Origin of the sequence: Xanthomonas sp. MLO165 (assembly GCF_018831305.1) — a bacterium.
Lineage (GTDB): Bacteria > Pseudomonadota > Gammaproteobacteria > Xanthomonadales > Xanthomonadaceae > Xanthomonas > Xanthomonas arboricola.
The window spans coordinates 1,648,148-1,666,056 of sequence record NZ_CP029263.1 but is presented as its reverse complement, the minus strand read 5'-3'; the positions used below and the strand labels follow the sequence as shown (position 1 = coordinate 1,666,056).

18 protein-coding genes are annotated in these 17,909 nt (G+C 66.4%); 9 read left to right on the top strand and 9 right to left on the bottom strand.

The annotated features are described in order from the left end of the window. Positions 1-121: 121 nt before the first annotated feature. On the bottom strand, positions 122-2,692 hold the full coding sequence (locus DGN21_RS07200) for a DUF3857 domain-containing protein (RefSeq protein WP_126965654.1): 2,571 nt from the start codon (positions 2,690-2,692) through the stop codon (positions 122-124). 58 nt (positions 2,693-2,750) lie between these two features. After that, positions 2,751-3,926: an acyl-CoA dehydrogenase family protein gene (locus DGN21_RS07195; protein WP_016902712.1), complete on the bottom strand. Its 1,176-nt coding sequence runs from the start codon at positions 3,924-3,926 to the stop codon at positions 2,751-2,753. On the opposite strand from DGN21_RS07195, the gene DGN21_RS07190 reads away from it, so the two are divergent. Beyond that, entirely contained in the window at positions 3,913-4,092 is a 180-nt protein-coding gene (locus DGN21_RS07190; RefSeq protein WP_126965554.1) for a hypothetical protein, read from the top strand. The genes DGN21_RS07195 and DGN21_RS07190 overlap by 14 nt on opposite strands. On the opposite strand, the gene DGN21_RS07185 is transcribed toward DGN21_RS07190, so the two are convergent. Next, positions 4,086-4,877, bottom strand: coding sequence for a glycine zipper 2TM domain-containing protein (locus DGN21_RS07185; protein WP_006451921.1), 792 nt, complete (start codon positions 4,875-4,877; stop codon positions 4,086-4,088). The genes DGN21_RS07190 and DGN21_RS07185 overlap by 7 nt on opposite strands. A gap of 145 nt (positions 4,878-5,022) precedes the next feature. Between DGN21_RS07185 and DGN21_RS07180 the strand changes: the two genes are divergently transcribed. Then, the gene (locus DGN21_RS07180; protein WP_126965553.1) at positions 5,023-5,238 is read left to right on the top strand and encodes a DUF6116 family protein; all 216 of its coding nucleotides are present in this window, start codon (positions 5,023-5,025) and stop codon (positions 5,236-5,238) included. Continuing rightward, positions 5,238-6,005, top strand: a complete 768-nt coding sequence (locus tag DGN21_RS07175) for a TatD family hydrolase (protein WP_126965552.1) — start codon at positions 5,238-5,240, stop codon at positions 6,003-6,005. Before DGN21_RS07180 ends, DGN21_RS07175 begins: the two co-directional genes overlap by 1 nt. Before the next feature lie 38 nt (positions 6,006-6,043). On the opposite strand, the gene DGN21_RS07170 is transcribed toward DGN21_RS07175, so the two are convergent. After that, on the bottom strand, positions 6,044-6,874 hold the full coding sequence (locus DGN21_RS07170) for a tRNA threonylcarbamoyladenosine dehydratase (RefSeq protein WP_104570554.1): 831 nt from the start codon (positions 6,872-6,874) through the stop codon (positions 6,044-6,046). A gap of 74 nt (positions 6,875-6,948) precedes the next feature. On the opposite strand from DGN21_RS07170, the gene DGN21_RS07165 reads away from it, so the two are divergent. After that, positions 6,949-7,377, top strand: coding sequence for a hypothetical protein (locus tag DGN21_RS07165; protein ID WP_046342197.1), 429 nt, complete (start codon positions 6,949-6,951; stop codon positions 7,375-7,377). Positions 7,378-7,544: 167 nt separating this feature from the next. Continuing rightward, on the top strand, positions 7,545-8,027 hold the full coding sequence (locus DGN21_RS07160) for a glycine zipper 2TM domain-containing protein (protein ID WP_016902706.1): 483 nt from the start codon (positions 7,545-7,547) through the stop codon (positions 8,025-8,027). A 221-nt stretch (positions 8,028-8,248) separates the two neighbouring features. Here DGN21_RS07160 and DGN21_RS07155 read toward each other — a convergent pair whose 3' ends face one another. Beyond that, positions 8,249-8,464 (bottom strand): cold-shock protein, encoded by a 216-nt coding sequence (locus DGN21_RS07155; RefSeq protein ID WP_003483561.1) that lies wholly within the window; start codon positions 8,462-8,464, stop codon positions 8,249-8,251. Positions 8,465-8,691: 227 nt separating this feature from the next. Between DGN21_RS07155 and DGN21_RS07150 the strand changes: the two genes are divergently transcribed. Together DGN21_RS07150 and DGN21_RS07145 are read left to right on the top strand one after the other, a co-directional pair. Next, a complete protein-coding gene (locus tag DGN21_RS07150; RefSeq protein ID WP_046342196.1) occupies positions 8,692-9,177 on the top strand; it encodes a DUF456 domain-containing protein in 486 nt (161 codons plus the stop codon). A 206-nt stretch (positions 9,178-9,383) separates the two neighbouring features. After that, the gene (locus DGN21_RS07145) at positions 9,384-10,517 is read left to right on the top strand and encodes a phospholipase A (RefSeq protein WP_126965551.1); all 1,134 of its coding nucleotides are present in this window, start codon (positions 9,384-9,386) and stop codon (positions 10,515-10,517) included. Between the two features lie 338 nt (positions 10,518-10,855). Here DGN21_RS07145 and DGN21_RS07140 read toward each other — a convergent pair whose 3' ends face one another. The 3 genes from DGN21_RS07140 to DGN21_RS07130 form a co-directional block, all read right to left on the bottom strand. Then, entirely contained in the window at positions 10,856-11,494 is a 639-nt protein-coding gene (locus DGN21_RS07140; protein WP_180969661.1) for a carbonic anhydrase, read from the bottom strand. Between the two features lie 188 nt (positions 11,495-11,682). Then, on the bottom strand, positions 11,683-12,318 hold the full coding sequence (locus DGN21_RS07135; protein WP_126965550.1) for a glutathione S-transferase family protein: 636 nt from the start codon (positions 12,316-12,318) through the stop codon (positions 11,683-11,685). Between the two features lie 261 nt (positions 12,319-12,579). Continuing rightward, positions 12,580-14,097 carry a fumarate hydratase gene (locus DGN21_RS07130; RefSeq protein WP_039528185.1) on the bottom strand — a complete coding sequence of 506 codons (1,518 nt, stop codon included), beginning with the start codon at positions 14,095-14,097 and terminating at the stop codon, positions 12,580-12,582. Between the two features lie 252 nt (positions 14,098-14,349). Here DGN21_RS07130 and DGN21_RS07125 point away from each other — a divergent pair, with 252 nt between their 5' ends. Next, on the top strand, positions 14,350-16,230 hold the full coding sequence (locus tag DGN21_RS07125; protein WP_054591591.1) for an ABC transporter ATP-binding protein: 1,881 nt from the start codon (positions 14,350-14,352) through the stop codon (positions 16,228-16,230). A 201-nt stretch (positions 16,231-16,431) separates the two neighbouring features. Then, a complete protein-coding gene (locus tag DGN21_RS07120; protein WP_160954878.1) occupies positions 16,432-17,211 on the top strand; it encodes a ferredoxin--NADP reductase in 780 nt (259 codons plus the stop codon). Between the two features lie 131 nt (positions 17,212-17,342). Here DGN21_RS07120 and DGN21_RS07115 read toward each other — a convergent pair whose 3' ends face one another. Then, on the bottom strand, positions 17,343-17,831 hold the full coding sequence (locus DGN21_RS07115; protein ID WP_160954879.1) for a glutathione peroxidase: 489 nt from the start codon (positions 17,829-17,831) through the stop codon (positions 17,343-17,345). Positions 17,832-17,909: the final 78 nt, after the last annotated feature.

Sequence of the window (17,909 nt, the reverse complement as noted above, 5' to 3'; positions counted from 1 at the left end):
GCTGGCTCCGCGGCAGCAACGAGGGGCTGGCAGTGTCACAGCCCCGGGGGCCTTTGCAAAGCCCTGCACCGATTCTGCTGCAAGGCGTGGCCGCGGTTGCGTGCGCTGCCGGCAGCGCGGCTCAGCGCATCACCACCAGCGCCACCGGCACACCCAGCACGGCGACCAGCATGCCCAGCACCGACAACGTCAATGCCAGCGCACCGAAGGCCCGCGCGCGTGCGCAGCCGGTCGCACCGGCAACCGCCTGGACCGCAGCGATCGACCACCACAGCCCGCCCAGCAGCAGCATCAGCACCGCCATGGTCACCTGCGCCAGCCCGGCCGGATCGTGCACACCGGTTCCGAACAGGACGATATCGCCGCCAACCGCGGCCAGTGCCGCCAGCAGGCAGACCAGCCATGGCAAGGCACTGCCCAGCAGCGCCGGCAGCAACACCGCAAACTCCGCAGTGCCGCCCATCCAGCGCAGCATCCACTGCAACAGCACACAGCCCACCAGCGCAATGGCCAGCATGATCGCCACGGCGATGGCATGCACCCACAACGGCTGCGGAGACACCCACATCCAGCTCGAGAGCACCAGGATCAGGCCGAACACGCACCACGCGCTCCAGCGCGCGCCGGCCTGCGTGTGCAGGCGCTGCGCAACGGTGTGCGGATCAAACAGCATCCCGCCCAAGCCGCCGCCGCGCCACCAGGCCAGGCATGCCAGCACCAGCACGATCAGCGCCAGCAGCGCGGCCAGCGGATAGACGAAGACGTGCATCTCCAGCGGCTGTCTGCGCGGCTGCGGCTTGAGGTCGTGATTGAAGTACAGCAGGTCGCGGGCACGCTCCATGTCGGCGGCTGCACGCTTCACGCCGCTGGCGGGAATGCGGTCGGACAGCCGTTGCCATTCGCCGACGATGACGATGCGTCCTTCGTGCGTGGAGACCGTGCGCGAGAACCGGAACCACGGGTTGGCGACCACCTGCGTATCGGCTTGCACCCGCACCGCCGGGTCGACCCGCACCCGCACGGTCTGCCGCGCCAGCCGCGGGCCGCCCAGCGCCAGCGGGCTCTTGCGCGCCGCCGTGGGCAGGGCGTCCATCCATTCGCCGAGCTGGAACAGCGGAAAGCCCAGCTCGTCGCCCTCGTCGGTCGGCCACTCCAGGCGGTAGGCCTCGTGCGTGCGCACGTTCAACACATCGGCCGCGTCGATGGTCGGCACGCCGACCTGCGTCAGCGCGGTGTAGTACTGCTGCATGAATTCCAGATAGTGCTCGCCGACCGCCTGCGCACCGTTGTCGTCGAAGCTGGTCGCCACGCGCTCGCCGCGTCCCTGGCGATACGTGGTGTCCACGGTGAAGGTCGCCACGCGCTGCGGCTTGCGCAGCGAGATCACGACCTCCTCGTCCACCTCGACCTGCGGCAGCGTCGGCATCGGCGATGGCACCGCCACCAGATCGCGCTGCCCGGCCACGACCGGCAGGCCAAGCACGAACGGCAACGGCCGGCGTTGCGCCAGCGGGCCCTCTTCGCGGTCGCGCGTGGCATCCACCCATACCTCGCCCTGCGGCAGGTGCGCGCGCACCACCACGTGGTCGAACGCGTAGGGACTGGGCAAGCGCAGATCCAGCCCGTGGCCCTTGTCGCTGCTGACCAGCACCGGCTCGGCGCGGATGCCGGCCAGCTGCAGCAGCGCGATCAACAGCGTCGCCTTGTCCTTGCAGTCGCCGTAGCGATTGCGCAGCGTCACTTCCGGTGTATGCGGCGCGTGGGAGTTCTCGCCCATGTCCAGGCCGACGTAGCGGATCTCGCCCTGCACGAAGGCCACTGCACGCAGCAGTGCGCCCTGCGGGTCGTCGCGGCGCAGCTGCAGGTTCTGCACCATCCCGTCGGCAACGCGCGCGTCCTTGAACGCGTGCGGATACAACTGCGCTGCCCATGCCGCCACTGCCGCCCAGTTGCCGGCAGTGGAGACTTCGATCCGGCCATACGGATCGACATCCTCCGGGGTATCCTTTTCTTCCTGCACGGCGGGCAGGTCGCGTGCGGCGATGTCCAGTGTCGCCACATCGCCGGTGCGGCTGACGTTGCGGCTGAAGCCGGGAGCAGTCACCCGCCACTGCAATCCCATGTCGGCCGGATGCCGCACGCGCACCCGGCGCTCGCCCAGCGCTACGCCATAGCGCGCATCGAACACGTCGTAATAGCCCTTGCCGAACACCGGATTGCTGCCGGTGATGGTCACGCCGTAATCGACCCGGTCGCCCACGCGCAGGTCCGGCAAGGTGATCGACAGCGTCAGCGCGCCATCGATCAGCCCGTCTTCCAGTCCGCTTTCGCGGCGCAACCGGGCGTAGTGCGCCTGCTTGCGCATGTCGATGCGCTTGCCGTCACGCCAGACCTCCAGGCTGTTGAGCGCCAGCTGCTGGTACTGCGGCTGGTAATCGATGGAGATCTGCCCGGCCTCGTCCAGACTTTTCGCACGCTGCACGGTGTAACTGAGGCGGCGATAGGCCTGCGGCGCCGCGCCGGTCAGATCAACCTGGTCGGATACCAGCTCATAGCGCAACCCGCTGGCACCGGGCACCTTGTCGGGCACCGCATCGGCGATGACCCAGGCCGGTGGCGGCGCCATGCGCGGCGCCTCGCTGGCCTGTGCCGGTGCGATCACGCTCGCCACCACCGCCAGCACGCAGCGCATCCAGAACACGCCACGCAGGCGTCGCCTCCCATCCCTGTCGATCAACACCCACTCCTCGTCAAAACGCATTGAGTCCCGTCAGCGCACGCCCGACCACCAACTGATGCACGGTCTCGGTCCCCTCGTAGGTGATCACCGATTCCAGGTTCAGCGCATGCCGGATCGCCACATGTTCGGTGGTGATGCCGGCCGCGCCCAGCAGATCGCGGCACTCGCGCGCCACATCCAGGGCCATGCGGCAATTATTCCACTTTGCCAGCGAGATCTGTTCTGGCCGCAGCTGGCCGGCCTGCTTCAGCCGCCCGAGCTGCAGCGCCAGCAGCTGCGCGGTGGAAATCCGCCGCGCCATGTCGGCCAGCTTGATCTGCGCGCTCTGCGTGGCCGCCAGCGGCCGGCCGAACAGGATGCGCTGCCCGCTGTAAGCCAATGCCTCGCGCAGACAGGCCACCGCCGCGCCGATCGCGCCCCAGGCGATGCCGTAGCGCGCCTGATTGAGGCACCCCAGCGGCGCCTTCAGACCGGCCGCGTTCGGCAGGCGCATTTGCTCCGGCACGTAGACGTTGTCCAGGAACAAGCCCGAGGTCACCGATGCGCGCAGGCTCATCTTGTGCGCGATGTCCTGTGCACTGAAGCCGGCGCTGCCGGTCTCCACCAGAAAGCCGCACACGCCGTCATCGGTATGCGCCCAGATGATCGCCAGGCCGGCAATGCTGCCGTTGGTGATCCACATCTTGGCCCCGTTCAAGCGCCAGCCGTCGCCCTGCCGCACCGCGCGCGTGGTCATCGCGGCCGGATCCGAGCCGCCCTGCGCTTCGCTCAGCCCGAAACAGCCGATCAGTCGGCCGGCTGCCATCTCCGGCAACCAGCGCTGGCGCTGCTCGTCGCTGCCGTAGGCATGGATCGGGTACATGCACAGCGAGGACTGCACGCTGACGAAGCTGCGCAGGCCGCTGTCGCCGCGCTCCAGTTCCTGGCAGATCAATCCGTACGCCACCGCGCCCAGGCCCGCGCCGCCATCGCGGACCGGCAGGCTGGCGCCCAGCAGGCCGAGCTCCGCCAGTTCCGGTACCCATTCGCGCGGAAAGCGCCCTGCATCGAAGGCATCGCCGATCGCCGGCAGCACCCGCGTATCGGTGAAGCGCGCCACCGCATCCTGCACTGCCCGCTCTTCGTCGGTCAGCAGCGCACGTACATCGAACAGATCATCGGGGCGCACCGGCATGTCGGCTTCCACTCCAGGAGAAGTGGCGATTATCAGCCAGTTGCCGGCCGAACATGGCGGCGACCTGTTCAGCGCACGGACGTCGTCACCAGCGCCTGAAAACGAAAAGAGCCGGCAATGCCGGCTCTTTTCCTGCCAACCAGCGATCCTGGGCGGATCGCTGCCAGCGGTTTACTGACGCGTGCTGCCCGCATCCACACGAACGCCCCTGTCACCGGCGGTCGAAGCGGTCTGGGTCACCAGCTGACCGTCGACCACCGGCAGGCGATCGCTGGCCGGCTTGTCGTTCATGCGCACGGTCTTCTCGAAACCGTCGTAGCGGTAGGTCACGTCGTAGGCCACCACGTTGTCGGCATCGCCCAGCGAGATGCGCTCGCCCGGCTTGCTGTCCATGCGCATGGTGCCAGTGGTGCCGTCGGCATTGCGGTAGGTCACGTCGTAGCCGACTACGCGCGAGGACTGCGAATTGGCATTTTCGGTATGGCACTGGCGCTCGGTGCGATCCACCACGCGGCCGCCGACATGATTGCGGTCCACGCGGTTACCGACCATGCCGCCACCGACCGCACCGGCCACCGTGGCTAGCTTGCGGCCGTTGCCGCCGCCGACCTGGTTGCCGAGCAGACCGCCGATCACCGCACCGGCGACGGTGCCGCCAACATTGCCGTCGCGCTCGGGCAGACGTTCCTGCACCACCACGTCGCGGCAGACTTCGCGCGGCGAGGAGCTGGTGGTGGTTTCGCGGATGGCCGCGCTGTTGACGACCTGCGCATACTGCGGCTCGCGCTCGGTGATCGGGGCGACCTTGACCACGTCGGCATATTCCAGACCACGTGGTGCCGGCTCGCCGTTGGCGACGAAATCGCCGGACGACGGGCGATTGTTCATGAAGGCGGCCGTGGCCACGCCTCCAACCAGCAACGCACCAGCAGCGACCAGTATAGTTGTCGTATTGCTCTTCATGATCCAGCTCCGTGCGGACACGCCGCGTTGTTGACGGCGTGATTCCAGCACGCGAACCCTGAACAAAAACGCCCTCGCTCATGAACGCCGCAGTTAAGTTCAGCTAGCGGTTATTTCATGCACTTCTAACAGCCGGAGCATCCGCATGCGCAATCCCATCACCTCGCGCGCCCTGGAGTGGGCCAGCACCCTGCGCTACCCCACCTTGTTCAAGCTGGCGGCGGCGCTGTTTCTTGTCGACCTGGTGATGCCCGATCCGATCCCATTCCTGGACGAGCTGCTGTTCGGTCTGACCACGCTGCTGCTGGCCAACTGGAAGACCCGCAAGGCACCGCTGCCAGCGCCGGTGCGCCGCGATTGATGCAGTTGGTCGATAGCCACTGCCATCTGGATGCCGGCGAGTTCGACCACGACCGCGCCGCGGTGATCGCACGCGCGCGGGCAGCCGGTGTCGTACAGCAGGTGATCCCGGCGATCACCGCCGCCAGCTGGCCGGCACTGCGCTCCGTCTGCACCCTGGCCCCCGGGTTGCACCCCGCCTACGGGCTGCACCCGATTTTTCTCGATCAGCACCGCCCCGAGCATCTGGAGCTGCTGGCCGAGTGGATCGAGCGCGAGCGGCCCTGCGCCATCGGCGAGTGCGGGCTGGACTTCTATCTGGACGGGCTGGACGCGCAGATGCAGCGCGATTATTTCGACGGGCAACTGCAGCTGGCCAAGCGCTTCGAGCTGCCGCTGATCGTGCATGCGCGGCGCGCCACCGAAGAGGTCATCGCCCGCATCAAGGCCGTGGGCGGTCTGCGTGGTGTGGTGCACAGCTTTGCCGGCAGCCCCGAACAGGCGCAGCAATTGTGGAAGCTGGATTTCATGATCGGCCTGGGCGGCCCGGTCACCTACCCGCGTGCCAATCGCCTGCGCGGCCTGGCCGCAACGATGCCGCTGGACTGGCTGCTGCTGGAAACCGATGCGCCGGATCAGCCCGACGCCAGCATCCGCGGCCAACGCAACGAGCCGGCCTACCTGCGCACGGTGCTGGACTGCATCGCACAGCTACGCGGCGAGGCGGCCGAGCACATCGCCGCGCAGACCACCGCCAACGCGCGGCGGTTGTTCGGGTTGCCGGGCTGAGCGCACTGCCCGTTGCCGCATGACACGGCAACGCGCACTCACCCCGCCGAGGCAGCCTCGGCAACAGGCCTGGCAGCAGCCACCTTCGGCTTGAGCAACATCTCCAGCGCCTTGCCCACCGCGACAAACGCAAAGGTGCCGGTGATATGCGTGGCTGCGCCCAGCCCGGCTCCGCAATCCAGCTTGAGCGTGGCGTCGGCATCCAGCTGCGGACGGATGCCGCAGACGCTGCCATCGGCCTGCGGGTATTTGACGTTCTCCAGCGAGTACACCGCCGGCACGCCGAAATAGCGCTGCGGATTCTTGGGGAAATTGAACTCGCTGCGCAGCTTCTTGCGGATCAGCGCCAACATCGCGTCGTGTTCGGTGCGCGAGACATCGCGTACCCGCACCAGGGTGGGATCGGTGCGCCCGCCCGCGGCACCCACCGTCAGCAAGGGCAACTTGCGTCGGCGACACCAGGCGATGGTTTCCACCTTCACCCGGAAGCTGTCGCAGGCATCGATCACCAGGTCGAACGCATCGCCGAGCAGCTGTTCGATATTGCCGGCGGTGAGAAACGACTCCACCGCGTCGGCGTCGATTTCCGGGTTGATCGCCACGCAGCGCTCGGCCATCGCGCGCGCCTTGTTGCGTCCGTACTGCCCGGCCAGCGCCGGCAATTGCCGGTTGGTATTGGACACGCACAGGTCGTCGGCATCGATCAGGCGGATATGGCCGACGCCGGTACGCGCCAGCGCCTCGACCACCCACGAGCCCACGCCGCCCATCCCCACCACCGCCACGCGGCAGGCGGCCAGCCGCTCCACCGTGCCGACTCCGTATAGCCGGTCGATACCGGCAAAGCGTTCACGCCATTGTGCTTTCATCGGCCTATTTTACGCGCGCCGCTCAGCGCGCGCCCATCGACCTATTGAAGCTCGTGTCCACCGGAGTTCCGTCCATGCCCGCCCCACCCACCGAACAATCGCGCGCGTCCCGCTATGCCTTCCTGCTGGTGCTGGGCATCCTGATCGGGCTGGTGTGCACGGTGATGGTGGCGCGCGTGCTGCAGGCCAGACGCAACCCGGTGCCGGACAGCCTGATGCAGGTGATGGCTTACCAAGTGCGCGCCCTGCAAGCCGATACCGATGGTGGCTGCAACTCCACACGCCAGCGAGCGCGACTGCAATCGTTGCGCCTGCTTGCCGGCGAACTGGAGCCGGCCTTTCCGGACATCGGCGAGGACCGCCGCTTCGGCGAGCATGCCAGCGCCCTGCGCACGGTCCTGGACCAGGCACAGCGCACGCCGCCAGCGGATTGCGCCGCGCTTGCCGCACTCAGGCCACAGATCAATGACGCCTGCGAGGCCTGTCATCGCGACTTCCGCTAACCCGCCATTGCACCGCCGCATCGATGCTCACGGCGGCGGTGGTGAACAGGACGCTCGGGTTTCGTTAAGCCTGGAGTGATCCAGTTGGCAGACCGTTCACCCTGACCAACCCAGGATGACGTCGCCGCGGCCCTGACCGCTTTTTCGAACCACCCCGGAGAGACCTCATGAAGACCCGACTGCTCGTCATTGGCCTGGCTGCAACCGCGACGCTGGTTGGCTGCGCCACCTCCCAGCCCCAGTACGGCAGCTACCGCGGCGACCGCGGCTACGACCAGGGCTACTCGCAGCCGCAGGCACGCTGCGTGGATTGCGGCATCGTGACCCGCATCGATGAAGTCGGCCCGACCCGCAGCGCTCCCACCGGCACCGGTGCGGTGCTCGGCGGCATCGTCGGCGCGGTGGCCGGTCGCCAGATCTCCAAGGAGACCGGTGGCAGCAAAGGCAACAAGAACGTCTCGGCCGTGGCCGGTGCCGCCGCCGGCGCGCTGGCGGGCAATGCGATCCAGAACAACGTCACCAGCGACAGCTTCGATGTGCAGGTGCGCATGGACGACGGCCGCGTGATCGTGGTGAACCAGCGCGACCTGGCTGGCGTGCGCGAAAACGCCTACGTGCGCGTGGTCAACGGCAAGGTCGTGCTGCGCTGATCGGCGCGCTTACCAGTAGCGGCCAGTAAAACCACTGCGCTCACCGCTAGATCCGCGCAGTCGGCACCCGGAATCGACATGCATCCACGTGTACTTCGATTTCTTCGTGCCCGCCTGACCACTGCTCGCTACGTTCAATTCGCCAGTGTTGGCGAATGACAGAAAGGCCCGGCGACGGGCCTTTCTGCTGTCTGCACGATGGCCGCGGTGTCGCACCGCGCTCAGACCACCTGCACTGCATCGGCCTGCAGGCCCTTCTGTCCCTGCACCACGGTGAAGCTGACCTTCTGGCCTTCCTTGAGGCTCTTGAAGCCCTGGATCTGGATCGCACGGAAGTGGACGAAGACGTCCTCGCCGTTTTCGCGACTGATGAAGCCAAAACCCTTGGCATCGTTGAACCACTTCACGACACCATTCTCGCGTTCGATATTGGACATCTCGACTGACTCCCTACGACACTGTGATGGACTGACGGTGGTGGCTGTGATTGCAAGGAGGAAGCGAGGTACAAGGATGTAGCGGATCGAACGATCTACCGCATCAGGCCACGATTCACGGTGACCGTTGCAAACAGCAGCGCTGGCAACTTAACCCGCACCAAACGAATTTTCAAGCACCTCTTGCGCAATTTTGTCAAGCCTGAAACAGGACATTTTTAAACATCATGGACATCACCGTCGTCTACTACATCCTGGCTGGCGTGCTGGTCCTGATCGGCCTTGCCGGGGTCGTCCTGCCGGCGCTGCCAGGCCTGCCACTGGTGTTCGCGGGACTGCTGGTGGCCGCCTGGGCCGATGGCTTTGCCCATGTCGGTTGGGTGGCGCTGGTGATCCTGGGCCTGATGACGGCGTTGTCGTTTGCGATCGACTTCCTTGCCACCGTGTACGGCGCCCAGCGGGTCGGCGCCAGCAAGGCGGCACTGTGGGGCTCGGTGATCGGCTCGGTCGTCGGCATCTTCTTCATGCCGATCGGCTTGTTCGTCGGGCCGTTCGCCGGCGCGTGGCTCGGCGAGTATTGGCAGACCCGCAAATCCGACCAGGCCACCAAGGTCGGCTTCGGCACCTGGCTGGGCATCGTGTTCGGCACCGCGACCAAGCTGGCACTGGGCCTGTGCATGCTGGGCGTGTTCGCGATCGCCTGGTTTTTCTAGCGGATTTCCAGCGCTCACAGACGGTGATTGGGTCGACTGGTCTCCCGGACACTGACGACGCAGGCAGCCACGCGGTCGCAGACAGCTGCCGATTGCAGGCGTCGCCCGGATGTTATGCCACCGTGTACACACCGCGTATGCAGGCGCGACCGTTAAGCTTCGCATCTGACGCGCCTGCCTGGCGCCTTTATTCGGCCAGACTGCCCATGTCCAAGCACCGCACCCGTCCCTTGATGCTGATTGCCCTGGCGGCCGCGCCGCTGGCGCACGCACAGGAAATCGCCCCCACCCCCGCCTCGCCGCAGGCCTGCACTTCCGTCACCTCGGATGCGGCACGGCTTGCCTGCTACGACCAGGCGCTGGGCTATACCCCGCAGCTGACCGCCGAGGCCGATGCCGCCGCGCAGATCGCCAAGCAGAAAGAGTCCAAGCCGCAGGACGAGCGTGCCATCAGCCGCGTCGGCGACTTCTTCCGTGCCGACGGCCAGGATCAGCCCAAGGCCGAGGCGGTCGCCAATGCTGGCCGCGGTTCGTTGCTGGACCGCCGCTGGGAGCTGGCCAAGGACTCCAAGCTGGGCACCTTCCAGTTGCGCGGCTACAAGCCGGTCTACCTGCTGCCGGCATTCTGGACCAGCGACTCCAACCGCGCCCCGCAGTCGCCGAACCCGGCCAACTCGGTGTCCACCCCGCAGCAACTGGACAGCACCGAACTGAAATTCCAGCTCAGCTTCAAGACCAAGGTGGTCGAGGATCTGTTCGGCGACAACGGCGACATCTGGATGGGCTACACCCAGAGCTCGCGCTGGCAGGCCTACAACACCGATGCCTCGCGCCCGTTCCGCGAAACCAATTACGAGCCGGAAGCGATGCTGGTGTTCCGCAACAACTACAGCCTGTTCGGCTGGAAGGGCCGCATGAGCGGCATCAGCATCAACCACATGTCCAACGGCCGCGAAGATCCGCTGTCGCGCTCCTGGAACCGGGTCATCCTCAACATCGGGCTGGATCGCGAGAACTGGGCACTGACGCTGCGCCCGTGGTTCCGCATCAAGGAAGACCGCGCCGACGACAATAATCCCGATATCGAGGATTACATGGGCCGTGGCGACGCCACCCTGGTCTACAACAAGGACGGGCATGAAGTGGCGTTGATTGCGCGGCATTCGCTGCGCGGCGGCGACCGCTCGCATGGCTCGGTGCAGCTGGATTACGGCTTCCCGATCACCAACCTGCTGCGTGGTCACGTGCAGGTGTTCGACGGCTACGGCGAAAGCCTGATCGACTACAACCACAAGGCCACCTACATCGGCCTGGGCGTGTCGTTGCTGGAGTGGTTCTAAGCACATCGCACCGCTGCGCTGAGCAACGTCGAGACCATTGAAAAGCCGGCATGCGCGCATGCCGGCTTTTTTGCGTCCGGGATTGCAGGCCTGGAGCGGTAGACGTGGCAGGCAGTCGTCAGCTCGGCGCGCAGGAATTGCAGCGCATGCCGATTCCGGACATGGCCCACGCCTGCCTGGCGGTGAAAGCAGCAGCTTGATAGCCGCTTCTGGTTCCGCAGCGCTGACGATCACGCTGCCCCGCGCATATATAGGCTGCTCCGCACCCTCCGCACATATAAAAAAGACAGCGCAGGAGATCATCCTGCGCTGTCTTCATGAAACGGCTTTGGCAGCGATCAGACGTCGAAGAAATCGACCTTGCCGTCCTTCAAGGTGTAGTACGCACCGACGACGCGGACATTGCCCGCGCGCAGCGGTTCGAGCAGCGCCGGCTCGGACGCGCCGCGCAGGCGGTCGACGGTGCGCTTGACGTTGGCCTTGACCGAGGCCGCCAGCAGGTCGTCGCCGCCCTTGCTCTTGGCGGTCAGCACGGCCGGGACGATCGGCTCGATCATCGCGCCGATCGCGCCCGGGAAGAATGCGTTCTTTTCCACCACCGACACCGCCGCGGCGACCGCGCCACAGCTCTCGTGGCCCATCACCACCACCAGCGGCACGCCAAGCTGGCTGACCGCGTATTCGATCGAGCCCAATGCCGTGGTGTCGACGGTATTGCCGGCATTGCGGACGATGAACATCTCGCCCAGGCCGCGCCCGAACAGCAGCTCCGGCGGCACGCGCGAATCCGAGCACGACACTAGAATCACGAACGGGGTCTGCCCCAGCGCCAGTTCCAGACGGCGCTTGCTGTCGGAAATGACCTTCTTGGGGCGGTTTTCCACGAAGGCGGCGTTGCCGTCACGCAGCACCTGCAATGCCTGCTCGGCATTGAGATCGGTCTTCTTCGACGGCGCCGCGCCTGCGGCGAACGGCAGTGACGCGGCGGCGGCCGCGATCGGCGCACAACAGGCACATTGCAGCAGTTTTCGACGGGATGCGGAATGCGACATGGACGAGCCCCTGCTCTCTGGTTGTGCCGCGATCGTACACCGCGGCAGGCGCGGCACCACGGCGTGGCTGGACCTTATGTCGACACGATTTCGCAGCCCGCGCCCCCCCGGGTTCAGGTCCAGTCCTTCAGCCCCTCGCGGCGATAGGTTTCCTGAAATGCCGGGCGGGCTTTCATTCGCTGCGCATGCGCCTGCAAGGCCGGCCAGCTATCGCTGGGACGGGGCATGTTGCGCGACCAACGCATCATCATGGTCAACATGAAATCGGCCGCCGACAGGGTCTGCCCGAGCAGATACGGGCCGTTGGCCTGCAGGTGCGTATCGACCCGGGCCCAGGCCGCCTCCAGTCTGGCGCGCGCCTGGGATTGCGCGGCTTCGGCGTGCGCGGCACCGGCCGGCTCGTCCGGATAGAACCAGGCCCGGTACGCCGGCTGCAAGGTGTTGGCGCAGAAGAACATCCACTGGTAGTACGCCGCACGCTCGGGAGTGCCGAGCGGCGGTGCCAGCCCTGCTTGCGGATGCAGGTCGGCCAGATGCAGCACGATCGCGGCCGCCTCGGTCAGCACGTGTCCGTCGAGCACCAGCGTCGGCACCACGCCGGCCGGATTGAGCGCCAGATACTGCGGGGATTTCTGTTCGGCACGTTCGAAATCCAGCGGATGCAGTACGTGCGGTACGTCGAGTTCGATCAGCAGCCAATGCACGACCAGGGCTGCGGTGCTGGGGGTGTGGTACAGCGTGGCGCTCATACGGATTCCTGAGTCGGTTGGTGCAGGCGAGCTTGCGTGGTTCACAGCGATTGTCCTCGCCCTGGTGGATGCCATCGAAGACCCGCGCGAGGGCAGTTGGCCCGCTGCGACGGATTCCGTACATCGTCGCAGCGGTTTCAGCGCGGCGCCACCGCGGCGCTGCACCTGCGCTCGCCGGCCCGGTCGGCGCGGCATTGCCTGGCACTCTGGTTGCACTGCGCGATGCAACAGCCCGCACTGCGGGCGCGCTGGCTGGCGCCCTTATTCCACCACCACCGGAATCTTGCCGATGCGCGATTGCCATTGCCGCGGGCCGGTCTTGTGCACCGATTCGCCGGTGGAATCCACCGCCACGGTGACCGGCATGTCCTTGACCTCGAATTCGTAGATCGCTTCCATGCCCAGGTCTTCGAATGCCAGCACGCGTGCGGCCTTGATCGCCTTGGACACCAGGTACGCCGAGCCGCCGACCGCCATCAGATACACGGCCTTGTTGTCGCGGATCGCCTCGATCGCCGCATCGCCGCGCTCGGACTTGCCGACCATGCCCAGCAGGCCGGTCTGCTCCAGCATCTGGCGGGTGAACTTGTCCATGCGCGTGGCGGTGGTCGGGCCGGCCGGGCCGACCACCTCATCGCGCACCGGGTCGACCGGGCCGACGTAATAGATGAAGCGGTTGGTGAAGTCGACCGGCAAGGTTTCGCCCTTGTTGAGCATGTCGATCATGCGCTTGTGCGCGGCGTCGCGGCCGGTCAGCAGCTTGCCGTTGAGCAGCACCACCTCGCCCGGCTTGAAGCTGGCCACTTCCTCACGGGTGATGGTGTCCAGGTTGACCCGGCGCGCATTGGTCGGGTTGTAGGTGAGCTTGGGCCAGTCTTCCAGCGACGGCGGGTCCAGCATCACCGGGCCGCTGCCGTCCAGGGTGAAGTGCGCATGGCGGGTGGCCGCGCAGTTGGGAATCAGCGCCACCGGCAGGTTCGCCGCATGGGTCGGGTAATCCTTGACCTTGATGTCCAGCACCGTGGTCAGGCCGCCCAGGCCCTGCGCGCCGATGCCGAGCGCGTTGACCTTTTCGTAGAGTTCCAGCCGCAGTTCTTCGGCGCGATTGGACGCACCGCGCGCCTGCAGGTCGACGATGTCGATCGGCTCCATCAGCGCTTCCTTGGCCAGCAGCATGGCCTTTTCGGCAGTGCCGCCGATGCCGATGCCGAGCATGCCCGGCGGGCACCAGCCGGCGCCCATGGTCGGCACGGTCTTGAGCACCCAGTCGACGATGGAGTCGGACGGGTTGAGCATGGCGAACTTGCTCTTGGCCTCCGAACCGCCGCCCTTGGCCGCGACGATCACTTCGACATGGTGGCCAGGCACGATCTTGGTGTTGACCACCGCCGGGGTATTGTCGCGGGTGTTGGTGCGCTTGCCGGCCGGGTCGGCCAGCACGCTGGCGCGCAGCTTGTTGTCGGGGTGGTTGTAGGCGCGGCGCACGCCTTCGTTGACCATGTCTTCCACGCCCATCGTGGCGTCGTCCCAGCGCACCTGCATGCCGATCTCCAGGAACACGGTGACGATGCCGGTGTCCTGGCAGATCGGGCGATGGCCTTCGGCGCACATGCGCGAGTTGATCAGGATCTGCGCGATGGCGTCCTTGGCCGCCGGCGACTCTTCGCGCTCGTAGGCAGCGGACAGGTTCCTGATGTAGTCGACCGGGTGGTAGTAGCTGATGTACTGCAACGCGTCGGCGACGGACTGGATGAGGTCTTCCTGCTTGATCGAGGTCACGGCTGGCTCTACGGCTGGCGGGGGCAATCCGGCCATTTTAGTCGAAACTCCCGGCGTGTCCGGGCGTTGCGTCAATCGAGGCGATTGATCGGGCCTGCGATCGCGCGCGGGGGCTGCCCCGCGGTACGGGCACACTGCAGGCCATCGACCGCATTGCCTTGCACGCGTGCAGTCGGCAGCGCACGCAGTCCGCCGTGGGCGCGGTGCACCTCCAACACCCCGCGCCGACGCGTGGCGCTGCACACTAAGCCGATGTCAGCCTCCCGTTCCGGCGCCCCTGCGCCTGCCGCTCCCCGTACCGGCCCCACCCTGCGCGAGCGCCTGGATGCGCTGCGCAACCTGCCGCCCTTCCTGCGCCAGATCTGGCAGACCAGCCGCTGGCTGAGCGCCAGCAGCATCGGCTTGCGCGTGCTGCGCGCGTTGATGCCGGTGGCCTCGTTGTATATCGGCAAACTGATCATCGACGAGGCCATCCACCTGGTCGGTCAACCGCCGGCCTTCGACTCGCTGACGCAGGCGCTGGGCAGCGGCCGGCTGAACCGGCTGCTGGAATTGCTGGCGCTGGAACTGGCCCTGGCGATCGGCTCGGACCTGCTCGGCCGGCTGGTCGGCTACGCCGATGCCTTGTTGTCGGAGCTGTTCAACAACGCCGCCAGCGTGCGCCTGATGGAGCATGCCGCGCAGCTGGATCTGGAGGACTTCGAAGACCCCGACCGGCAGGACAAGCTGGATCGCGCGCGGCGCCAGACCATGAACCGCATGAACCTGATGAGCCAGCTGTTCGGCCAGGTGCAGGACGCCATCACCGTGGTCAGCCTGGCGGTGGGCCTGGTGGTGTACGCGCCATGGTTGATCCTGCTGCTGGCGATCGCGCTGATCCCGGCCTTCATCGGCGAGGCGCATTTCAATGCGCTGGGCTATTCGCTCAACTTCCAGTGGACACCGGAGCGGCGCCAGCTCGACTACCTGCGCCAGGTCGGCGCGAGCGTCGAGACCGCCAAGGAAGTCAAGATCCTCAACCTGCACCGCTTCCTGATCGCACGCTATCGCCGTCTGGCCGACAAGTTCTTCCAGGCCAACCGCGCACTGGCGCGCAAGCGCGCGTTGTGGGGCGCATTGCTGGCCGCGCTGGGCACGCTGGGCTACTACATGGCCTATGGCTACATCGCCTGGCGCACCGTGCGCGGCGATTTCAGCATCGGCGATCTGACCTTCCTGGCCGGCAGTTTCCTGCGCCTGCGCCAGTTGCTCGAAGGTCTGCTGATCGGGTTCTCGCAGGTCGCCGGCCAGGCCTTGTATCTGGACGATCTGTATTCGTTCTTCAACATCGTGCCGGAGATCCGCTCGCGCCCGAACGCGCTGCCGGTGCCGCGACCGATCCGCCAGGGCTTCGTGTTCGAGGACGTGGGCTTCCGCTACCCGGATGCCGAGCAGTGGACGGTGCGGCATCTGGATTTCGAGCTGCGTGCCGGCGAAGTGCTGGCGCTGGTCGGCGAAAACGGCGCCGGCAAGACCACACTGGTCAAGCTGCTGGCGCGGCTGTACGACCCGGACGAGGGCCGCATCCTGCTCGATGGCCGCGACCTGCGCGACTACGACCTGGACGATGTGCGCGCCAACCTGGGCGTGATCTTTCAGGACTTCGTGCGCTATCACCTGAGCGTGGGCGAGAACATCGGTGTCGGCCAGGTCGATGCGATGGACGATGCGCCACGCATCCGCGCCGCTGCGCAGCGTGCGATGGCCGGCGAGCTGATCGACAGCCTGCCCGATGGCTACGACCAACTGGTCGGGCGCCGCTTCAAGAACAGCGTGGACCTGTCCGGCGGGCAATGGCAGAAGATCGCCATCGCCCGCGCCTACATGCGCGATGCGCAGCTGATGATCCTGGACGAACCCACCGCCGCCCTGGATGCGCGCAGCGAGTTCGAGGTGTTCCAGCGCTTCAAGGAGCTGTCGGACAACCGCACCGCGGTGCTGATCTCGCACCGCTTCTCCAGCGTGCGCATGGCCGACCGCATCCTGGTGCTGGCCGCGGGCCGCATCGAGGCCAACGGCACCCATGCCGAACTGATGGCCCAGGGCGGGCGCTATGCGGAGCTGTTCGAATTGCAGGCGGCGGGGTATCGGTGAGGCCGGGGATTGGGCATTCGGGATTGGGGATTGGTAAGAGCTGCTGGCTCATGCGCGAGCCCGGCGCGTCCGGGACCCAGGATCTGCTCTTGCGAATCCCCAATCCCGACTCCCGAATCCCAGCAGGCCAAATGAGAGCCCCTCTCATTTGGCCTGCTTGAGGTAGAATTGCCGGGTACTCTTCCCACGACACTTACCGGTATGTCTTCCGCTTTCGGCACCGAAACGGTGCTTGAGGTCCGTCACTGGACCGATGCCTACTTCAGCTTCACCACCACCCGCGATGCCGGCTTCCGCTTCGAGAACGGGCAGTTCGTGATGATCGGTCTGGAGACCGAGACGCGGCCGCTGCTGCGCGCTTACTCGATCGCCAGCGCCAACTGGGAAGAACACCTGGAGTTCTTCAGCATCAAGGTGCCGGACGGCCCGCTGACCTCGCGGCTGCAGCACATCCAGCCGGGCGACAAGGTACTGGTCGGCAAGAAGCCCACCGGCACGCTGCTGATCAGCGACCTGCACCCGGGCCGCAACCTGTACCTGCTGGGCACCGGTACCGGTCTGGCGCCGTGGTTGTCGGTGATCAAGGACCCGGAAACCTACGAGCGTTTCGACAAGGTGATCCTGACCCAGGGCGTGCGCTTCGTGCAGGATCTGGCCTATCGCGACTACTTCGAGCGCGAGCTGCCGCAGCACGAATTCCTCGGCGACATCCTGCGCGAGAAGTTGCTGTACTACCCGGCGGTGACGCGTGAGGCGTTCGCCAACCAGGGCCGCCTGACCGAGCTGATGGCCGACGGCCGCATGCAGCAGACGCTCGGGTTGCCGCCGCTGGATCCGACCAACGACCGCTTCATGATCTGCGGCAGCCCGCAGATGCTGGCCGACCTGCGCAGCTTGCTGGATGCGCGTGGCTTCCAGACCTCGCCACGCATCGGCACGCCGGGGCATTACGTGTTCGAGCGCGCCTTCGTCGAGAAGTGATGCGGCGCGCGCGAAACGCCCGCGCGATGCGGCGTTTACGCAGACCGCGACGCCGGCATGCACTATCGTAGGAGCGCACCCGGGCGCGACGAAGCGTTCCCGGGAATGCCTCGTCGCGCCCAGGTGCGCTCCTACGATTCAACTAGCGCGCGCTCGATGTCCGCAGCCAGCGCGTCCGGTTTGGTGGTCGGGGCGTAACGCTCCAGCACCGCGCCATCGCGGCCGATCAGGAACTTGGTGAAATTCCACTTGATCGCCTCCGATCCCAGCACGCCGCGCTGTTCGCGCTTGAGCCATTGCCACAGCGGATGCGCGCCGCTGCCATTGACTTCGACCTTCTCGGCCAGCGGAAAATCCACCGCGTAATCGAGCGAGCAGAACTGGCGGATCTGCGCGGCATCGCCCGGCTCCTGATGACCGAACTGATCGCAGGGAAACCCGATCACCACCAGACCACGCTCGCGATAGCGCTGCCACAGCGCCTGCAGGCCTGCGTACTGCGGAGTAAATCCGCATTTCGAAGCGACATTGACCACCAGCACCACCTTGCCGGCGTAATCGCGCATCGAGCGGGGCCGGCCTTCCAGGTCGGTGAATGCGAACGTGGAGATATCGCTCATGGCTGCCCTGAAGTATGCGAGGTGGGCAGCGTAACCCAGCAGCCGGCAGCGTCGCATCGCGGTCGCCGAGCGCGTCAT